Source organism: Streptomyces griseiscabiei (assembly GCF_020010925.1).
Classification (GTDB): domain Bacteria; phylum Actinomycetota; class Actinomycetes; order Streptomycetales; family Streptomycetaceae; genus Streptomyces; species Streptomyces griseiscabiei.
Genome location: NZ_JAGJBZ010000002.1, coordinates 520,765 through 540,683, shown reverse-complemented (window position 1 = coordinate 540,683; position 19,919 = coordinate 520,765). Strand labels below are relative to the sequence as shown.

The following is a 19,919-nucleotide window of genomic DNA, read 5'->3' as shown; positions in this document are numbered from 1 at the left end:
GGTGCTCGACCCCCTGCCCGGCGCCTCCTCGGACCGGCTGCCCGTCGCGGACGCGGCCACGGTGCGGCGGGCCACCGTACGCCTGGTACGGGCGGACGGCCGGGCGTTCCTCGCCGTGCTGGGGCTGAACGGAGCCGCCGCGGCGACGGGGCTGGCCGGGCCGTGGCTGGTGGGGCGGATCATCGACGAGGTGCGCGGCGGGGCCGGCGTCGGGACGGTGGACCGGCTGGCGGCGGTGATCCTGGTGTGCGCGCTGGCGCAGTTGCTGCTGGCGCGCTGGGCCCGGTACGTGGCGCACCGGTTCGGGGAGCGGACGCTCGCACGGGTGCGGGAGGAGTTCGTGGACCGGACACTCGCGCTGCCGGCGTCGGTCGTGGAGCGGGCGGGGACCGGTGATCTGACGGCGCGCGGCACGGCCGACGTGGACGCGGTCGGCCGGACGCTGCGGGACGCGGGCCCCGAGCTGCTGATCAGCTCGGTGCAGGCGCTGTTCCTGATCGGCGCGGTGTTCGCGCTGGACCCGCTGCTCGGGGTGTGCGCGCTGTTCGGGCTGAGCGGGATCGGGGTGGTGCTGCGCTGGTATCTGCGCCGGGCACGGACCGGGTATCTCGCGGAGGGCGCGGCCAATTCGGAGGTCGCGGAGATCGTCGCGGCGACCGCGTCCGGGGCCCGTACGGTCGAGGCGCTGCGGCTGGAACGACGGCGGATCGCGGCGAGCGGGGACGCGCTGGAGACGTCCCGGCGGCGCCGCCTCCACACCCTGTTCCTGCGCACGGTGCTCTTCCCGGGCATGGACGTCTCGTACTTCGTGCCGCAGGTGCTGGTCCTGCTGGTGGGCGGGGCGCTGCTCGCGCGCGGCTCGGTCACGCTGGGCACGGTGGTGTCGGCGGCCCTGTATCTGCAGCAGCTCACCGGCCCGCTGGACGAGATCCTGATGCGGGTCGAGATGCTGCAGAGCAGCGGTGCCTCGTTCGCGCGGGTCGAGGGGCTGGCCGGGGCGCCGCGCGCGGGCTCCGCCGTCACTCCCGAACCGGTGGACGACCGTATCGACGTGACGGACGTCCGTTACGCGTACGAGCGGGGCGGGGAGGTGCTGCGCGGGGTCGATCTGACGGTCCGGCCCGGTGAACGCCTCGCGGTGGTGGGCCCGTCGGGCGCCGGGAAGACGACACTCAGCCGTCTTCTCGCGGGCATCGACGCGCCGACGTCCGGCACCGTGACGGTCGGCGGCGTCCCCGTCGTCGACCTCGGCCCCGAGCGGCTGCGCCGGCAGGTCGTCCTGGTCACCCAGGAGCACCATGTGTTCCTGGGCACGGTCCGGGACAATCTGCTGATCGCCGAACCGTCGGCAGCGGACGGGGAGTTGTGGGCGGCGCTGGCGGCCGTGGGGGCGGACGGCTGGGTCCGTGACCTGCCCGGGGGCCTCGACGCCCGGCTCGGCGAGGGCGGTCGCCGTACGGACGGCTCCCAGGCCCAGCAACTCGCCCTGGCCCGGGTCGTCCTGGCCGACCCGCACACCCTCGTCCTGGACGAGGCGACCGCGCTCCTCGACCCCACCACGGCCCGCCACACCGAACGCGCCCTCGCCGCCGTCCTCCACGGCCGCACCGTCGTCGCCATCGCCCACCGTCTGCACACCGCCCACGACGCGGACCGTGTGGCCGTCATGGAGGACGGCCGCATCACCGAACTCGGCACCCACGAGGAGCTGGTGGCGGCCGAGGGGGCGTACGCGGCGCTGTGGCGGAGGTGGCACGGGGAACGGTCCGTATAGCGAACATGACCAACCGGTCAACGGAGCGTTTCCGGCCAACTTCTTGACGCGGTCCTGACAGGAAGCGCGATCTGGTGCCACTCTGCCCACAACCGCGGCACAGCAACCTCACAACCAGTGCGCCGTGCCGCGCGGCACCCCCCACGTATGTGGTTTCGCGTTCATCAGTTCTCACCTTGTTCTGCCCGGGCGGCCACCAGCCGTCCGTTCTCCCCTGGCCGCGCGAACCGCGGCCACGCAGAAGGAGTCAGTGTTGAGACGCCAGTCCCACAGACGCACCTCCCACACCGGTAACACCCTCGGTCACCGCACCCGGCGCCGCGCGGCCGCCGGGGCGCTCGTGGCCGTCACCGCCCTGCTGGCCGCCGCCGTCCAGTCGGGCTCCGCCACCGCCGCCCCGGAGAAGGCACCGTCGGCCGCGGGCAAGGCCACCGGCGCGGCCTCGGTCAAGCTCACCCCCGCCCAGCGGGCCGAGCTGATACGCGAGGCCAACGCCACCAAGGCGGCGACCGCCGAGGAGCTGAACCTCGGCGCCAAGGAGAAGCTCGTCGTCCGTGACGTGGTCAAGGACGGCGACGGCACCGTGCACACCCGCTACGAGCGGACGTACGACGGCCTCCCGGTCCTCGGCGGCGACCTGGTCGTCGAGACCTCGAAGGCGGGCGCGACCAAGGACGTGGTCAAGGCGACCAAGGCGAAGATCGGTGTGCCGTCGCTGACGCCGACCGTCACCAAGGGCAAGGCCGAGAAGCAGGCGCTCGGCGCGGCGAAGGCCGAGGACGCCAAGAGCCCCGAGATCAACCGCGCGCCCCGCAAGGTCGTCTGGGCGGCGAGCGGCAAGCCCGTCCTCGCCTACGAGACGGTCGTCGGCGGCTTCCAGCACGACGGCACCCCGCAGGAGCTGCACGTCGTCACGGACGCCACCAGCGGCGCCAAGCTGTACGAGTGGGAGGCGGTCGAGACCGGCACCGGCAACACGGTCTACAGCGGCCAGGTGACCCTCGGCACCACCCAGTCCGGTTCGACGTACAACCTCACCGACGGCGCGCGCGGCGGCCACAAGACGTACAACCTGAACCGCGGCTCCTCCGGCACCGGGACCCTGTTCTCCGGCCCCGACGACGTCTGGGGCAACGGCAGCCCGTCGAACCTGGAGTCGGCCGGCGCCGACGCCCACTACGGCGCGGCGCTGACCTGGGACTACTACAAGAACGTGCACGGCCGCAACGGCATCCGCGGGGACGGCGTCGGCGCCTACTCCCGCGTCCACTACGGCAACAACTACGTCAACGCGTTCTGGCAGGACTCCTGCTTCTGCATGACGTACGGCGACGGCTCGGGCAACGCCAACCCGCTGACCTCGATCGACGTGGCCGCGCACGAGATGACCCACGGCCTCACGTCCAACACCGCGGGCCTCAACTACAGCGGCGAGTCCGGCGGTCTGAACGAGGCCACCTCGGACATCTTCGGCTCGACCGTCGAGTTCTACGCCAACAACTCCTCCGACGTCGGTGACTACCTCATCGGCGAGGAGATCAACATCAACGGCAACGGCACGCCGCTGCGCTACATGGACCGGCCGAGCAAGGACGGTTCCTCGAAGGACTCGTGGTACTCGGGCATCGGCTCGATCGACGTGCACTACTCCTCGGGTCCCGCGAACCACTTCTTCTACCTCCTCTCCGAGGGCAGCGGCGCCAAGACCATCAACGGCGTGAGCTACAACTCGGCCACCTCGGACGGCCTCCCGGTGACGGGCATCGGCCGCGACAAGGCGGAGAAGATCTGGTTCCGGGCGCTGACCACGAAGTTCACGTCCACGACCAACTACGCGGCGGCCCGCACCGGCACCCTCGCGGCCACCGGTGAGCTGTACGGCACCACGTCCGCCGAGTACACGGCGGTGCAGAACGCCTGGGCGGGCATCAACGTGGGCACCCGGCCCGGTGGCGGCGGGGGCGGCGGTACGTCGTTCGAGTCCACGACCGACGTATCGATTCCGGACAACGGCGCGGCGGTCACCTCGCCGATCACGGTCTCCGGCCGGACCGGAAACGCACCCTCGAACCTCGCGGTCGCCGTGGACATCGTCCACACCTACGTCGGTGACCTCCAGGTCCAGCTGGTCGCCCCCGACGGCACGGCGTACACGATGAAGGCGTACGGCACCGGCGGCAGCTCGGACAACCTCAACACCACGTACACCGTCAACGCCTCCTCCGAAGTGGCCAACGGCGTCTGGCAGTTGAGGGTCCAGGACAACGCGGCACAGGACACCGGGTACATCAACAGCTGGAAGCTGACGTTCCCGTAGGACGCTCGCGCGCACGCGCTCGCCGTTCCTGAAAGGCGCCGCCCCGGTGGGTCGATTCCCGCCGGGGCGGCGCCCGTTCATGTTCGCGCACCATTCACCGGACAGTTGACTTTCGGCCAACATCATCACCCCCTCATGACATGGACACGACCCAGGTGTCACTCTTCCCTCACCCGCCGCACCAGCACCGCAGCAACTCCCCCACATAAGGAGCTCGTGTGACTCCCCGACGTCCTCTCTACGCGCGTCACCAGCGCACCACCCTCGCCATCGCGACCGCCGTCGCCGCCGGCGCGCTGCTCTCCACCGGTCTCACCACCGGTGCCACCGCCCAGCCCGCGCCGGTCGCGGACAAGGCCAAGCCGGCCGGAGCCCCGGTCCTGCTGACCCCCGCCGCGCGCACCGCCCTGATCAAGGAGGCGGACGCGGCCACGGCCGAGACCGCCGACGAGATAGGCCTGGGCGCCAAGGAGGAACTGGTCGTCCGCGACGTCCTCAAGGACGCCGACGGCACCGTCCACACGCGCTACGAGCGCACCTACGGCGGCCTCCCGGTCCTCGGCGGCGACCTCGTCGTCCACGAGTCCAAGGCCGGCGACATCAAGAGCGTCACCAAGGCCACGAAGGCGTCCGTCAAGGTCTCCGACCTGACCGCGGACGTCACCAAGGCCACCGCCGAGAAGCAGGCGCTCAAGGCCGCCAAGGCCGAGGGCTCCACCAAGAGCGCGGCCGACGAGGCCCCGCGCAAGGTCGTCTGGGCCGCGAGCGGCAAGCCCGTCCTCGCCTACGAGACGGTCGTCGGCGGCTTCCAGCACGACGGCACCCCGCAGCAGCTCCACGTCGTCACCGACGCGGAGAGCGGCAAGAAGCTGTACGAGTGGGAGGCCGTCCAGACCGGCAGCGGCAACAGCCAGTACAACGGCACGGTCACCCTCGGCACGACCCTGTCGGGCTCGACGTACAACCTGACCGACGCCGGGCGCGGCGGCCACAAGACCTACAACAAGGCCCGCTCCACGTCGGCCTCGACCGGCACGCTCTTCACCGACGCCGACGACAAGTGGGGCACCGGCGCCGTCTCCAGTTCCTCCACCGACCAGAACGCCGCCGTGGACGCCCACTACGGCGCCCAGGTCACCTGGGACTTCTACAAGAACGTCCTCGGCCGCAACGGCATCAAGAACAACGGTGTCGCCGCGTACTCCCGCGTCCACTTCGGCAACGCGTACATCAACGCCTTCTGGGACGACGACTGCTTCTGCATGACGTACGGCGACGGCGCGGGCAACACCAAGCCGCTCACCTCGCTGGACGTGGCGGGGCACGAGATGAGCCACGGCCTCACCTCCAACACCGCGGGCCTCAACTACAGCGGCGAGTCCGGCGGTCTGAACGAGGCCACCTCGGACATCTTCGGCACGGCGGTCGAGTTCTACGCCGCCAACTCCAAGGACCCGGGCGACTACCTCATCGGCGAGAAGGTCAACATCAACGGCAACGGCACGCCGCTGCGCTACATGGACCAGCCCAGCAAGGACGGCTCGTCGGCCAACTACTGGTCCTCCTCGCTCGGCGGCCTGGACGTCCACTACTCCTCGGGCCCGGCGAACCACTTCTTCTACCTGCTGTCGGAGGGCAGCGGCGCCAAGACGATCAACGGGGTCTCCTACAACTCCCCCACCTCCAACGGCGCCACGCTCTCGGGCATCGGCCGCGACAAGGCCGTCCAGATCTGGTACAAGGCCCTCTCGACCTACATGACCTCGACCACGAACTACAAGGGCGCCCGCACGGCGACCCTGAACGCGGCGTCCTCCCTCTACGGCTCCGGCAGCGCGGAGTACGCGGCGGTGAACGCGGCGTGGGCGGCGGTCAACGTCACGGCGTGACGCTCACCTGAGCCAGGGGCGGCACCCGGAGAGAAGGCGACTCCGGGTGCCGCCCTAGTCTTTGCGCCATGCCCGAAACCAACGGCCCCCTACCCGAGGGCCCCTTCACCTACGACGCGGTCGGCGCGACCCGTGAGGGCCACTGCCCGCCCGACTTCAACCCCCTCCACGTCCGCTCCCGCATAGGCGAGGGCACGGACGTGTTCGCACGGGCCGCGCACGCCGTCCTCACCTGGGAGATGCACCGCGCGCTGGGCGTCGGCATACGCGCGGACGCGGCCGAGGCCGCCCCGGGCGTCGACGTGACCCTGACCCTGGGCGGCCTCATCAAGGCCCCCTGCCGCGTCGTCTGGACGGTCGACGAACCCCGCCGCAAGGGCTGGGCCTACGGCACGCTGCCCGGCCACCCGGAATGCGGCGAGGAAGCCTTCATCGTCGACCGCACCGGCGACGGCACCGTCTGGCTCACCGTCACCGCCTTCAGCCGCGGCGCCAAGTGGTACGCCCGCGCGGGCGGCGCGGCGACCCGGGGACTGCAACACGCGTACGCCCGGCGGTGCGGGGTGGTGCTGCGGAGGCTGGCGGGGGACCCCAAGGAGTGAACGGCCGCCCCGCCGGCGGGCAACGGGCGGAGTGAACCGGCGCACACCCCGCCCGCCCGGGTCACCGCATCAACACCCCCGCCTCCTCCCCCAGTTCCTCCGACGGCACCGCCACCAGTCCCAGTTCGGCGGGGGCGGCCAGGAGGCGGTGGGTGGGGAGGATGCGGACCGTGTAGCCGAAGGAGCCGGTGCGGTCGAGGGAGAGGGGGCCCTCGTAGGACCAGCGGCCCTCCTCGTCGGGGCCGCCGACCGGCTTCAGCGGGACGGATGTCGCGTCGGTGATGCGGTCGTCGGTGTCGACGCGGCCGGAGACCGCCTGGACCTCGACGTCGTCCGGGGACAGTTCGCCGAGGCCGACGCGGACGCGCAGCACCAGCGTCGCGCCCAGTTCCGCGGCGGTGCCGAGCGGTGCCGCCGAGGTCTCCACATGGTCCACCGTGACCCGGTGCCAGGCGCCGCGGACCCGCGCCTTCCACTCGGACAGTTCCCGGGCCGTGTCCGGGACCAGCGCCCGATGGGCCCGCGCGGCGGGAGCGTACAGGCGCTCGACGTACTCGCGGACCATGCGGCCCGCCAGCACCTTCGGCCCGAGGTGGGTGAGGGTCTCGCGGACCATCTCGATCCAGCGGTCGGGCAGCCCGCCCGGCCCGCGCTCGTAGAAGCGCGGGGCGACCCGCTGTTCCAGCAGGTCGTAGAGGGCGGCGGCCTCCACGTCGTCCCGGCGGTCCTGGTCCTCGGCCGTGGCCGTACCGTCGGCGGTGGGGATCGCCCAGCCGAAGTCCGGCCGGAACCACTCGTCCCACCAGCCGTCCAGGACGGACAGGTTGAGGCAGCCGTTCAGGGCCGCCTTCATGCCGCTCGTCCCGCACGCCTCCAGGGGGCGCAGCGGGTTGTTGAGCCACACGTCGCAGCCCGGGTACAGCTTCTGGGCCATGGCCATGCCGTAGTCGGGGAGGAACACGATCCGGTGGCGGACCCGCGGGTCGTCCGCGAACCTCACCAGTTCCTGGATCAGGCGTTTTCCGCCGTCGTCCGCCGGGTGCGACTTGCCCGCGATCACGATCTGGATCGGGCGTTCCGGGTGGAGGAGGAGTTCCATGAGGCGGTCGGGGTCGCGCAGCATCAGCGTCAGGCGTTTGTAGGAGGGCACCCGGCGTGCGAAGCCGATGGTCAGGACGTCCGGGTCCAGCACGCCGTCGATCCAGCCCAGCTCGGCCGTGCCGGCGCCGCGCTGCCGCCAGGAGGCGTGCAGGCGTTCCCGCACTTCGAGGACCAGTTGCTCCCTCAGCACCCTCCGCAGGTCGTAGATGTCCTGGTCGGGGATGTCACCGACGGCGTCCCAGCGGTCGGAGCCGCCGACGGACATCGCGTCCTCGGTCCGTTCGGCGCCGATCTGCCGGGCACCGAGACGGAACACCTCCGGGGCCACCCAGGTGGGGGCGTGCACCCCGTTGGTGACCGAGGTGATCGGCACCTCGTCCGGGTCGAAGCCCGGCCACAGGCCCGAGAACATCTCCCTGCTGACCTGCCCGTGCAGCAGGGAGACGCCGTTGGCGCGCTGGGCGAGCCGCAGCCCCATCACCGCCATGTTGAAGACGTTCGGGTCACCGCCCCCGTAGGTCTCCATGCCGAGGCCGAGGATGCGGCCCACGTCGAGGCGCGGGAGTTCGGCGTCGGGGCCGAAGTGGCGGGCGACCAGCTCGCGGTCGAAGCGGTCGATGCCGGCCGGGACGGGGGTGTGGGTGGTGAAGACGGTGCCGGAGCGGACCGCCTCCAGACCGGCGTCGAAGTCGAGCCCCGCGTCGCACAGTTCGGCGATCCGCTCCAGGCCGAGGAAGCCGGCGTGACCCTCGTTGGTGTGGAAGACCTCGGGGCCGGGGTGGCCGGTGATGCGGCAGTACGCGCGGACCGCCCGGACACCTCCTATGCCGAGCAGCATCTCCTGGAGGAGCCGGTGCTCGCTGCCGCCGCCGTACAGCCGGTCGGTCACCCCGCGTTCGCCGAGGTCGTTCTCCTCGACGTCCGAGTCGAGCAGCAGCAGCGGCACCCGGCCGACCTGGGCCTGCCAGATCCGGGCGTGCAGCCGGCGCCCGCCGGGCAGGGCCAGTCCGACCTGGGCCGGGGTGCCGTCGGTGTCCTGGAGCGGTACCAGGGGCAGTTCGTTCGGGTCGAGCACCGGATAGTGCTCCTGCTGCCAGCCGTCCCGGGACAGGGTCTGCCGGAAGTAGCCGTGCCGGTAGAGCAGTCCGACGCCGATCAGCGGGACGCCGAGGTCGCTGGCCGCCTTCAGATGGTCGCCGGCGAGGATGCCGAGGCCGCCGGAGTACTGCGGCAGGGCGGCCGTGATGCCGAACTCGGGCGAGAAGTAGGCGATGGCGGCAGGGAGTTCGGTCCCCTGCGCCTGCCCCGGGGTCCGCTCCTGCGACTGCCCCGGGATCCGGGGCTCCCCTTGGCTCTGCCCCCGCCCCTGCTCCTGGTACCAGCGGTCCCCGGTGACGTAGTCACGCAGGTCGTCGGCGACGGCGGTCAGCCGGCGCAGGAAGCGCCGGTCCTCGGCGAGTTCGGCGAGGCGCCGGGTGGCGACGGAGCCGAGGAGGCGTACGGGGTCGCCGCCCGACGCGGCCCAGCGCTCGGGGTCGACCGACTGGAAGAGGTCACGGGTCTCGGCGTGCCAGGACCAGCGCAGATTGCGCGCCAGTTCGCTGAGCGGACGGAGGGGTTCGGGCAGGACGGGTCGGACGGTGAATCTGCGGATGGCCTTCACAGAGGGTTCCACCTTCGCGCCAGGACGTACGGGCCGGGGGACGCACTCCGCTGTGCGCCGTTCGTCTCCCCCGACGGTAGCGGCGCGGGGGCCCGGCAACCACGGGGCGTCCCCTCGGTATGCGATTACGGCGCATCCGTACCCCGGCCGCCCCGCCGGGCAGTCCACCCGGAGGAGTTCAGTCCGGAATTCGCCGCAACCGGGCCACATGCCTCGCATGCGCCCCATGTGTGCGCCCCACGGACGATATGGCCGATTCCACACCTCTGCGCGGCCTTGTGGGGCTTCACACCGCACGAGAGGCTGCCCAGTGGAACACCGGCCGACCTCGGCCGGGGAGGGGGTTCTCACACATGCACGATCCGACAGAGGCGAGAAAGCGCCGCGGGCGCAGGCCCGGACGCCACCCCGCGCGCGGGCCCCGGCGCCGGGCCGGAGGGCTCACGGCGATCCTGACGGCCGCCGCGCTTTCGGCCATCTCCCCGCCGGCGCAGGCCGCGGCGGAGGGACTCGTCCTCGGGGCCGGTGGTCCCGGTTCCGTCAGCGGCAGTTACATAGTCACCCTCAAGGCGGGAACGCACGCCCCGTCGAAGGCCGGAAAGGGCATAGCGGCGATGTACGGGGCGAAAATACGCCACATGTACAGCACCGCCCTGAACGGCTACTCCGTGACGGCCGGTGAGCGGCAGGCCAGGCGGCTCGCGGCGGACTCCCGCGTGGCCTCGGTCGTCCAGGACACGAAGGTCGCCCACGACGGCACCGAGGTCACCGACAACGGCGGGCGGACGAACCCGCCCTCCTGGGGCCTGGACCGCCTCGACCAGCCGGATCTGCCGCTCGACAAGAGCTACACCTGGCCGGACTCGGCGGGCAAGGGCGTCACCGTGTATGTGATCGACACCGGCGTGCGGATCTCCCACAAGGAGTTCGGCGGCCGGGCGGTCAACGGCTGGGACTTCGTCCAGAACGACCGGACCGCCCAGGACGGCAACGGCCACGGCACCCATGTCGCGGGCACCGTGGCCGGCGCCACGGCCGGGGTCGCGAAGAAGGCGAAAGTCGTCGCCGTGCGCGTGCTCGACGACGCGGGCGCCGGGACGACCGCCCAGGTCATCGCGGGCATCGACTGGGTCACCCGGCACGCGCGGAAACCGGCCGTGGCCAATATGAGCCTCGGCGGCAACGGCAACGCCCAACTCGACACGGCCGTACGCAACTCCATCGCGTCCGGGGTCACCTACACGGTCGCCGCCGGCAACGACGGGCGCGCCGCGGGCCTCTCCTCACCCGCCCGCGTCAAACAGGCGATCACCGTCGGCGCCACCGACAAGAAGGACGTCCGCGCCCCGTTCTCGAACTGGGGCCCGAGCCTGGATCTGTTCGCCCCCGGTGTGTCCATCACCTCCGCCTCGCACAGGAGCGACACCGGCAGGGTCACCTCCTCCGGTACGTCCATGGCCGCCCCGCACGCGGCGGGCGCGGCGGCGCTGTATCTGGCCGACCACCCCCGGGCCGCCCCGGCGGATGTGGCCAGGGCACTGCTGGAGCGTGCGGTTTCGGGCAAGGTCAAGGACAGATATCCGGGCTCCCCGAACAGGCTTCTGCATGTCGACAACCCGTAGGAAGCCGTAACACCACAGGTGAACGACCCTTTACCCAGAGCGACTACAGTGACCGGTCTCGCCCTCTCCGGACGAGGCCGGTCTTGTGTGTAGACATACGCGTGAGTAGTTAACAAAGTGCCGGAATGCCCACCCGCACTGTGTGGGAAGGCTCCACCGGTACGCCCCAATGGCCCCACCTCCCCACACCCTCATCCGCCCACCCACGTTGACGCGGACAGGAGCGGTCATGCCCGCCACGCACCACTCGTCACCACCCCCGACGACCAGTACCACCAGCGCACCACCCGAGAGCACCACCGCACCACCCGACAGCGCCGCGGCAAGCCCCGCACGCCCGGCGCGCACGGACCCGCCCGCGCCGTCCGCGCCACCCCCGACACCCCCGACGACTCCGGGCGCCCCCACCATCGGGCGGATACCGGTTCTCGACGTACGGCCGACCGTCCACCACGGCCGCCGGCCGGCGAAGGCCGTCGTGGGCGAGGCCTTCGAGATCTCGGCCGTCGTCATCCGGGAGGGCCATGACGCGGTGGCCGCCAATGTCGTGCTCAGGGACCCGGAGGGCCGCCCGGCCGACTGGACCCCGATGCGTGAACTCGCCCCCGGCACCGACCGCTGGGGCGCCACCGTGGCCGTACCGGGCGAGGGTCTGTGGTCCTACGCCGTGGAGGGCTGGGGCGACCCGGTCACCACCTGGCGGCACCACGCCCGGATCAAGATCCCGGCGGGCATCGACACCGAACTCGTCCTGGAGGAGGGCGCCCGCCTCCACACGCGCGCCGCCGACGGCATCCCCGAGGGCAAGGCCGGCCGTGGCACCCTCCGCGCCGCCGTGGACGCGCTGCGGGACACCGCACGCCCCGCCTCCTCGCGGCTCGCGGCGGCGTTGGCGCCGGAGGTGGACGAGGTCCTCGCCCGCCACCCCCTGCGCGAACTGGTCACCTCCAGCGAACCCCTCCCCCTGCTGGTCGAACGCGAACGCGCCCTCTTCGGCTCCTGGTACGAGTTCTTCCCCCGCTCCGAGGGCACCCCCGAGCAGCCCCACGGAACCTTCCGCACCGCCGCCCGACGCCTGCCCGCCATCGCCGCGATGGGCTTCGACGTCCTCTACCTCCCCCCGATCCACCCCATCGGGACCACCTTCCGCAAGGGCCGCAACAACACCCTCTCCCCCACCCCCGACGACGTCGGCGTCCCCTGGGCCATCGGCTCCCCCGAGGGCGGCCACGACGCCGTCCACCCGGATCTGGGCACGATCGACGACTTCGACTTCTTCGTGGCCGAGGCCCGCGCGCTGGGCCTGGAAGTCGCCCTGGACTTCGCCCTGCAGTGCTCCCCCGACCACCCCTGGGTGGACAAACACCCCGAGTGGTTCCACCACCGCCCCGACGGCACCATCGCCCACGCCGAGAACCCGCCGAAGAAGTACCAGGACATCTACCCGATCGCCTTCGACGCCGACCTGCCCGGCCTCATCACCGAGACCACCCGGGTCCTGCGGCACTGGATGGACCACGGGGTCCGCATCTTCCGCGTCGACAACCCCCACACCAAACCCGTCCTGTTCTGGGAACGGGTCATCGCCGGCATCAACACCACCGACCCCGACGTCATCTTCCTCGCCGAGGCCTTCACCCGCCCCGCGATGATGCACACCCTCGCCGCCACCGGCTTCCAGCAGTCCTACACCTACTTCACCTGGCGCAACACCAAAGCCGAACTCACCGAGTACGCCACCGAACTCACCGGCGAAGCCGCCAGCTACATGCGGCCCAACTTCTTCGTCAACACCCCCGACATCCTCCACGCCTTCCTCCAGGAAGGCGGCCGCCCCGCCTTCGAACTCCGCGCCGTCCTCGCCGCCACCCTCTCCCCCACCTGGGGCGTCTACTCCGGCTACGAACTCTGCGAGAACACCCCCCTCAAACCCGGCAGCGAGGAATACCTCGACTCCGAGAAATACCAACTCCGCCCCCGCGACTGGGACGCGGCAGCACAAGACGGACGTACCATCGCCCCACTGCTCGGCAAGCTCAACGAGATCAGGCGGCGGAGCCCGGCGCTGCGCCAGCTGCGGAATCTGCACTTCCACCAGGCCGACCAGGAAGCGGTGATCATCTACTCGAAGCGGGCGGGCTCGAACACGGTTCTGGTGGTGGTCAACCTCGATCCCCACCACACCCAGGAGGCCACGGTCTCGTTGGACATGCCGCAACTCGGCCTGGACTGGCATGAGTCCGTGCTGGTGCGCGACGAGCTCACCGGCGAGGTCTACACCTGGGGCAGGAACAACTATGTACGTCTTGAACCGGGCCGCACGCCCGCCCACGTACTGACCGTCCTGCGACCGTCCAACCCGCAGATCGGGGGGTCACCCACACAATGATCGTCAACGAGCCCGTTCCGGACACCTTCGAGGACACTCCGCAGAAGGACCGGGACCCGGACTGGTTCAAACGCGCCGTCTTCTACGAGGTCCTGGTCCGCTCCTTCCAGGACAGCAACGGCGACGGCATCGGCGACCTCAAGGGCCTGACCGCCAAACTCGACTACCTGCAGTGGCTCGGCATCGACTGCATCTGGCTCCCGCCCTTCTTCAAATCCCCCCTCCGCGACGGCGGCTACGACGTCTCCGACTACACCGCCGTCCTCCCCGAATTCGGCGACCTCGCCGACTTCGTCGAATTCGTCGACGCCGCCCACCAACGCGGCATGCGCGTCATCATCGACTTCGTCATGAACCACACCAGCGACCAGCACCCCTGGTTCCAGGAATCCAGAAAAGACCCCGACGGCCCCTACGGCGAATACTACGTCTGGGCCGACGACGACAAACAGTTCCCCGGCGCCCGCATCATCTTCGTCGACACCGAAGCCTCCAACTGGACCTTCGACCCCGTCCGCAAGCAGTACTACTGGCACCGCTTCTTCTCCCACCAGCCCGACCTCAACTACGAGAACCCCGCCGTACAGGAAGAGATGATCTCCGCCCTGCGGTTCTGGCTCGACCTCGGCATCGACGGCTTCCGCCTCGACGCCGTGCCCTACCTGTACCAACAGGAAGGCACCAACTGCGAAAACCTTCCCGCAACCCACGACTTCCTCAAACGGGTACGCAAGGAGATCGACGCCCACTACCCCGACACCGTCATCCTCGCCGAAGCCAACCAATGGCCCGAGGACGTCGTCGACTACTTCGGCGACTTCGCCAGCGGCGGCGACGAATGCCACATGGCCTTCCACTTCCCCGTCATGCCCCGCATCTTCATGGCCGTGCGCCGGGAATCCCGCTACCCCGTCTCGGAAATCCTCGCCAAGACCCCCGCCATCCCCGCAAGCTGCCAATGGGGCATCTTCCTGCGCAACCACGACGAGCTCACCCTCGAAATGGTCACCGACGAAGAACGCGACTACATGTACGCGGAATACGCCAAAGACCCCCGCATGCGCGCCAACATCGGCATCCGCCGCCGCCTCGCCCCACTCCTGGACAACGACCGCAACCAGATCGAACTCTTCACCGCCCTGCTCCTCTCCCTGCCCGGCTCACCGATCCTCTACTACGGCGACGAGATCGGCATGGGCGACAACATCTGGCTCGGCGACCGCGACGCCGTCCGCACCCCCATGCAATGGACCCCCGACCGCAACGCCGGCTTCTCCTCCTGCGACCCCGGACGCCTCTCCCTCCCCACGATCATGGACCCCGTCTACGGCTACCAGGTCACCAACGTCGAAGCCTCGATGTCGTCGCCGTCGTCGCTGCTGCACTGGACCCGCCGGATGATCGAGATCCGCAAACAGAACCCGGCATTCGGCCTCGGGACATACACCGAACTGCCCTCGTCGAACCCGTCCGTACTCGCCTACCTGCGCGAACACGGGGACGACCTGGTGCTGTGCGTGAACAACTTCTCCCGTTTCGCGCAGCCCACGGAACTCGATCTGCGGGCCTACGAAGGACGCCATCCCGTCGAACTCATCGGCGGAGTGCGTTTCCCCGCCATCGGTGAACTGCCCTATCTCCTCACCCTCGCGGGCCACGGCTTCTACTGGTTCCGCCTGCGGAAGGACCACCCGAAGGACACCGTGTAAGCCCGACCGGAACCCCGGGCGGCGCCGGTTTCCCCCGGCCCGCCCGGGGCACGCAGACAGGAACACCCCGCCCCCGGGGAAAGGACGCGAGGCCATGTCGGAAGCCGCCACGCACTCCACCGCGACAAGTCCTGCTCCACCGCCCGCCGCGGAGCCGGGTCCCGGGCTGCTCGTCTCCCTGGAGCCGCTGCTGCGGGAGTGGCTGCCCCGGCAGCGCTGGTTCGCGGGGAAGGGGCGGCCGGTCACCGGGTTCAGCCTGGTGGCGGCCACCGAACTGCTGCCGGTCGGGGCCGCCTCGGCCGGACTCCTGCATCTCCTCGTCCGGGCCCATCAGCCGCTGGTGCCGTCCCAGGGCGCCCCGGCCCACCCCGGCGACTGCTACCAACTGCTGCTCGGCGTACGCGAGACCCTGCCGCCCCGGCTGGCGCCCGCGCTGATCGGGCATGTGGCCGAGGGCCGGCTGGCGGGGCGGACGGTGTACGAGGCACTGCACGATCCGCGTCTCGCCGATGTGCTGCTGGAGGCCCTGCGCTCGACGGCACGCGTCGGGGAGCTGCGCTGCGAGCGGGACACACGGTGCGACATTCCCGAGGGTCTGGTGCCGCGCGTGCTGACCTCGGAGCAGTCCAACTCGTCGATCGTCTACGGCGATACGTTCATCCTCAAGCTCTTCCGCCGGGTCGTCCCCGGGGCCAACCCCGATCTCGAACTGCCCCTGGTGCTCTCCCGCGAGAACTGTCCCCGGGTTCCGGCGCCGGTGGCCTGGATGCTGGCGGACCTGGGCCGGACCACCGCCGACCGGGAGCCGCACACCCTGGGCGTCCTGCAGCCGTTCCTGCACGGCGCGGCCGACGGCTGGGAGCTGGCGCTGAGCGTGCTGGCCAAGGGCGAGGACTTCACGGCCGAGGCCCGGGCCCTGGGCCGGGCGACCGCCGAGGTGCACACCGCGCTGACCCGGGCCCTGCCCACGGTCACGCTGGGCCGGCCGCAGCTGGAATCACTGGTCGACGGGATGACCGGACGACTGGAGGCCACCGCGCAGGCCGTCCCCGCGCTGCGGCCGTACGCGCCCGGTCTGCGCACGGCGTTCGAGGCGCTCGCCGATCTCGCCGCCGAGGGCCGCACCTGGACCGCGCAGCGCATCCACGGCGACCTCCATCTCGGGCAGTGTCTGCGCTCGCCCTCCGGGGAGTGGTCGCTCATAGATTTCGAGGGCGAGCCGTCGAAGCCGCTGGCCGAGCGGCGGATGCCGCAGCCCGTCGCGCGTGACATCGCCGGCATGCTCCGCTCCTTCGACTACGCCGCGCACTCGTCGCGGCCCCCGGCCGACGGCTGGGCGACCGCGTGCCGGGCCGCGTACTGCTCCGGTTACGCGGACGTCGCCGGAACCGATCCCCGGACCGATCCCGTACTGCTGCGCGCGTACGAGACCGACAAGGCGGTGTACGAGGTCCTCTACGAGGCCCGGCACCGCCCCGACTGGCTGCCGGTGCCCCTGGCCGCCGTCCACCGCCTGGCCACGGACCCCTGCACCGACACCCCCTGACCCGTACCTCCCGAGGAGACCGTCCCTGTGACTCCCCGCCCGCCGTCCGAGGACAGCACGCAACACCCCGACGCCGGGGCCGACGCACCGGCCCCGGTGAAGAAGACCGCCGCGAAGAAGACGGCGCCGGTGAAGAGGTCCGCCGCGACGAAGAAGACCGCCGCGAAGAGGGCGCCTGCGAAGAGGGCGCCCGCCGAGGGGGTGCCTGCGGGGGAGACGGCTGCGGAGAAGGCCGCGGTGAAGAAGGCGACGGCGAAGAAGACGACGACCACGACGGCGGCGGCGGCGACAGCGGCGAAGAAGACCGCGACGAAGAAAGCGGCGACGAAGAAGACCGCCGGGGGCGGCAAGGCGGCGCCACGGAAGGTGACCGTGGCGGAGGGCGCTGCCGACGAGGCCCCCACCAAGAAGACCGCGGCCAAGAAGACCACGGCCAAGAAGCTCGCGGCCAAGAAGACGGCGAAGGCGGTCGCCAAGAAGGCGGCCCCGGCGAAAGCGGTGGCGAAGAAGGCGGCGCCGGCCAAGGCGGTGACGAAAGCGGTGACGAAAGCGGTCGCCAAGAAAGCCGCGGTGAAGAAGACCGCGGCCAAGAAGGCGGTCACCGCCGAAGCCGCGGCAGCCGTGGCAGCCGCCCCCGCCGAAGCCGTGGTCGAGAAGGCCGTGACCAAGAAGGCCGCGGCGAAGAAGACCGTGACGAAGCGGGCCTCGGCGAAGAAGGCCGTGAAGGTGCCGCAGGACGCGGCGAGCGCGGCCTCGGTCGTCCCGCCGGGCGCGGCAACGGCGGGGCCCGAGGCGACCGCCGCCCAACCGACCGCCTCCGGATCGGTGCTGACCGAGTCGGCGACGGGCCCCGAACCGGCCCTGCCCCACCAGACCACCACCGAGCCGGCCGGCCCCGAACCGCTCCTCCCCCACCAGGCCACCACCGATCCCGCCACCCCGGACCCGGTGCTCCCCAAGCAGGCGACCACCGAGCCGACGGGCCCGGCGCCGGTGCCGGCCGCGCCCGCCGCCCCTCCCGCACTCACCCAGCCCGCCTTCTCCCCCGCGATGGACGGATCGGACCGCGAGCGGTTGCTCGCCGGGACGCATCACGCGCCGCACTCCGTGCTCGGGGCCCACCCCGCGCCCGGCGGTGTCGTGTTCCGGGTGTTCCGGCCCTACGCGCTCGGGGTGAGCGTGGTGGCGGGGTCGCTGCGGGCGGAGCTGCACGACGACGGGGGCGGGTTCTTCTCCGCGCTGCTGCCGCTGCGGGAGGTGCCGGGGGCGTACCGGCTGCTGGTCTCGTACGAGGGGACGGAGCAGGAGACGGAGGACGCGTACCGTTTCCTGCCCGCGATCGGTGAGCTGGACCTGTATCTGATCGGCGAGGGCCGGCACGAGGAGCTGTGGCGGGCGCTCGGCGCCCAGCCGATGACCCACCAGGGAGTCACCGGTACCCGGTTCACGGTGTGGGCGCCGAACGCGCGGGGCGTGCGCCTCGCCGGGACCTTCAACTTCTGGGACGGCTCCGGCTTCCCGATGCGTTCGCTGGGCTCCTCGGGTGTGTGGGAGCTGTTCGTGCCCGGGATCGGCGAGGGCGAGCTGTACAAGTTCGAGATCACCCGGCCGGACGGTTCGAAGACGCTCCGGGCCGACCCGATGGCCCGCCGTACGGAGGTGCCGCCGCTGACCTCGTCCGTCGTGCACGCCTCGCACTACGAGTGGACGGACGAGGAGTGGCTGGCGGCGCGGACGGAAACCCCCGCGCACGAGGCGCCGTTCTCCGTGTACGAGGTCCATCTGCCGTCCTGGCGACCGGGGCTGACGTACCGTCAACTCGCCGAGCAGCTCCCGGCGTACGTCTCCGACCTCGGCTTCACCCATGTCGAGCTGCTGCCGATCGCCGAGCACCCCTTCGGCGGCTCCTGGGGCTACCAGGTCACCGGCTTCTACGCGCCGACCGCCCGCCTCGGCACCCCCGACGACTTCAAGTACCTGGTCGACGCCCTGCACCGGGCCGGGATCGGGGTGCTGATGGACTGGGTGCCGGCGCACTTCCCGCGGGACGACTGGGCGTTGGCCGAGTTCGACGGGCGTCCGCTGTACGAGCACGAGGACCCGCTGCGGGCGGCGCACCCCGACTGGGGGACGCTGGAGTTCGACTACGGGCGCCGCGAGGTGCGCAACTTCCTGGTGGCGAACGCCCTGTACTGGTGCGAGGAGTACCACATCGACGGGCTGCGGGTGGATGCCGTGGCGTCGATGCTGTACCTCGACTACTCGCGCGAGGCGGGCCAGTGGACGCCGAACGAGCACGGCGGCCGGGAGAACCTGGACGCGGTCGCCTTCCTCCAGGAGATGAACGCGACCGTGTACCGGCGGGTGCCGGGTGTCGTGACGATCGCGGAGGAGTCCACGGCCTGGGACGGTGTCACCCGTGCCACCCATCACACCGGTCCGGGCGGCTTCGGCGGGCTCGGCTTCGGTCTGAAGTGGAACATGGGCTGGATGCACGACTCGCTGGGCTACATGGCCAAGGAGCCCGTCCACCGCAAGCACCACCACCACGAGATGACCTTCTCGATGGTGTACGCGTACAGCGAGAACTACGTCCTGCCGATCTCCCACGACGAGGTCGTGCACGGCAAGAGGTCGCTGGTGTCGAAGATGCCGGGCGACTGGTGGCAGCAGCGCGCCGACCACCGTGCGTATCTGGGCTTCATGTGGGCCCACCCGGGCAAGCAACTCCTCTTCATGGGACAGGAGTTCGCCCAGGGCGCGGAGTGGTCGGAGGCGCACGGGCCCGACTGGTGGCTGCTCGACCCGGCGTACGGGGCGGAGGCCGACCACCGGGGGGTGCGGGACCTGGTCCGCGACCTCAACCACACCTACCGCCGCACACCGGCCCTGTGGGAGCAGGACACCCGGCCGGCCGGGTTCTCCTGGATCACGGGGGACTCGGCGGACGACAACGTCCTGGCGTTCCTGCGGCTCGCCGAGGACGGTACGCCGTTGCTGGCCGTCTCCAACTTCTCGCCCGTGGTGCGGGAGGAGTACCGGTTGGGGGTGCCCGAGGACGTCCCGGCCTGGCGGGAGATCCTCAACACGGACGCGGCGGCGTACGGGGGCACGGGGGCCACGACCCCCGACCCGGTCAAGCCCGACCCCCACCCCTGGCACGCCCGCCCCGCCAGCATCCGCCTCACCCTCCCCCCACTCACCACCCTCTGGCTCCGCCCGGCGTAGCCCTTTCGCGCTCCGCGCGGGGGTGGGTGGGTACGTGACCAGACCCTGCGGGCCTGAAAAGCACGGGGCGCAGCCCCTG

General features: G+C 71.2%; 10 protein-coding genes. 9 read left to right on the top strand and 1 reads right to left on the bottom strand.

Annotated elements, in window-relative coordinates; all coding sequences use genetic code 11:
* Position 1: 1 nt before the first annotated feature.
* The 4 genes from J8M51_RS19960 to J8M51_RS19945 all read left to right on the top strand — a co-directional run bounded on the left by J8M51_RS19960 (position 2) and on the right by J8M51_RS19945 (position 6,582).
* On the top strand, positions 2–1,774 hold the full coding sequence (locus J8M51_RS19960; protein WP_267299692.1) for an ABC transporter ATP-binding protein: 1,773 nt from the start codon (positions 2–4) through the stop codon (positions 1,772–1,774).
* Positions 1,775–2,024: 250 nt separating this feature from the next.
* Positions 2,025–4,091, top strand: coding sequence for a M4 family metallopeptidase (locus tag J8M51_RS19955; protein ID WP_086761247.1), 2,067 nt, complete (start codon positions 2,025–2,027; stop codon positions 4,089–4,091).
* Between the two features lie 218 nt (positions 4,092–4,309).
* Entirely contained in the window at positions 4,310–5,980 is a 1,671-nt protein-coding gene (locus tag J8M51_RS19950) for a M4 family metallopeptidase (protein WP_086761249.1), read from the top strand.
* A gap of 68 nt (positions 5,981–6,048) precedes the next feature.
* Complete coding sequence (locus J8M51_RS19945) at positions 6,049–6,582, top strand: DUF1990 family protein (RefSeq protein WP_086761252.1); 534 nt, start codon at positions 6,049–6,051, stop codon at positions 6,580–6,582.
* Between the two features lie 61 nt (positions 6,583–6,643).
* Here the strand turns inward: J8M51_RS19945 and glgP are convergent, their stop codons facing one another.
* A complete protein-coding gene (glgP, locus tag J8M51_RS19940; protein ID WP_086763533.1) occupies positions 6,644–9,346 on the bottom strand; it encodes an alpha-glucan family phosphorylase in 2,703 nt (900 codons plus the stop codon).
* A 353-nt stretch (positions 9,347–9,699) separates the two neighbouring features.
* Between glgP and J8M51_RS19935 the strand changes: the two genes are divergently transcribed.
* The 5 genes from J8M51_RS19935 to glgB all read left to right on the top strand — a co-directional run bounded on the left by J8M51_RS19935 (position 9,700) and on the right by glgB (position 19,840).
* Positions 9,700–10,968, top strand: coding sequence for a S8 family peptidase (locus J8M51_RS19935; protein ID WP_267299354.1), 1,269 nt, complete (start codon positions 9,700–9,702; stop codon positions 10,966–10,968).
* Between the two features lie 229 nt (positions 10,969–11,197).
* A complete protein-coding gene (locus J8M51_RS19930) occupies positions 11,198–13,357 on the top strand; it encodes an alpha-1,4-glucan--maltose-1-phosphate maltosyltransferase (RefSeq protein ID WP_267299353.1) in 2,160 nt (719 codons plus the stop codon).
* Positions 13,354–15,066 carry a maltose alpha-D-glucosyltransferase gene (gene treS / locus J8M51_RS19925; protein WP_086761811.1) on the top strand — a complete coding sequence of 571 codons (1,713 nt, stop codon included), beginning with the start codon at positions 13,354–13,356 and terminating at the stop codon, positions 15,064–15,066. The genes J8M51_RS19930 and treS overlap by 4 nt, the downstream gene beginning before the upstream one ends.
* Positions 15,067–15,160: 94 nt before the next feature.
* Positions 15,161–16,612, top strand: a complete 1,452-nt coding sequence (locus J8M51_RS19920; RefSeq protein WP_086761809.1) for a maltokinase N-terminal cap-like domain-containing protein — start codon at positions 15,161–15,163, stop codon at positions 16,610–16,612.
* A 27-nt stretch (positions 16,613–16,639) separates the two neighbouring features.
* Positions 16,640–19,840, top strand: coding sequence for a 1,4-alpha-glucan branching enzyme (gene glgB / locus J8M51_RS19915; protein WP_267299352.1), 3,201 nt, complete (start codon positions 16,640–16,642; stop codon positions 19,838–19,840).
* The last annotated feature ends 79 nt before the right edge of the window (positions 19,841–19,919 follow it).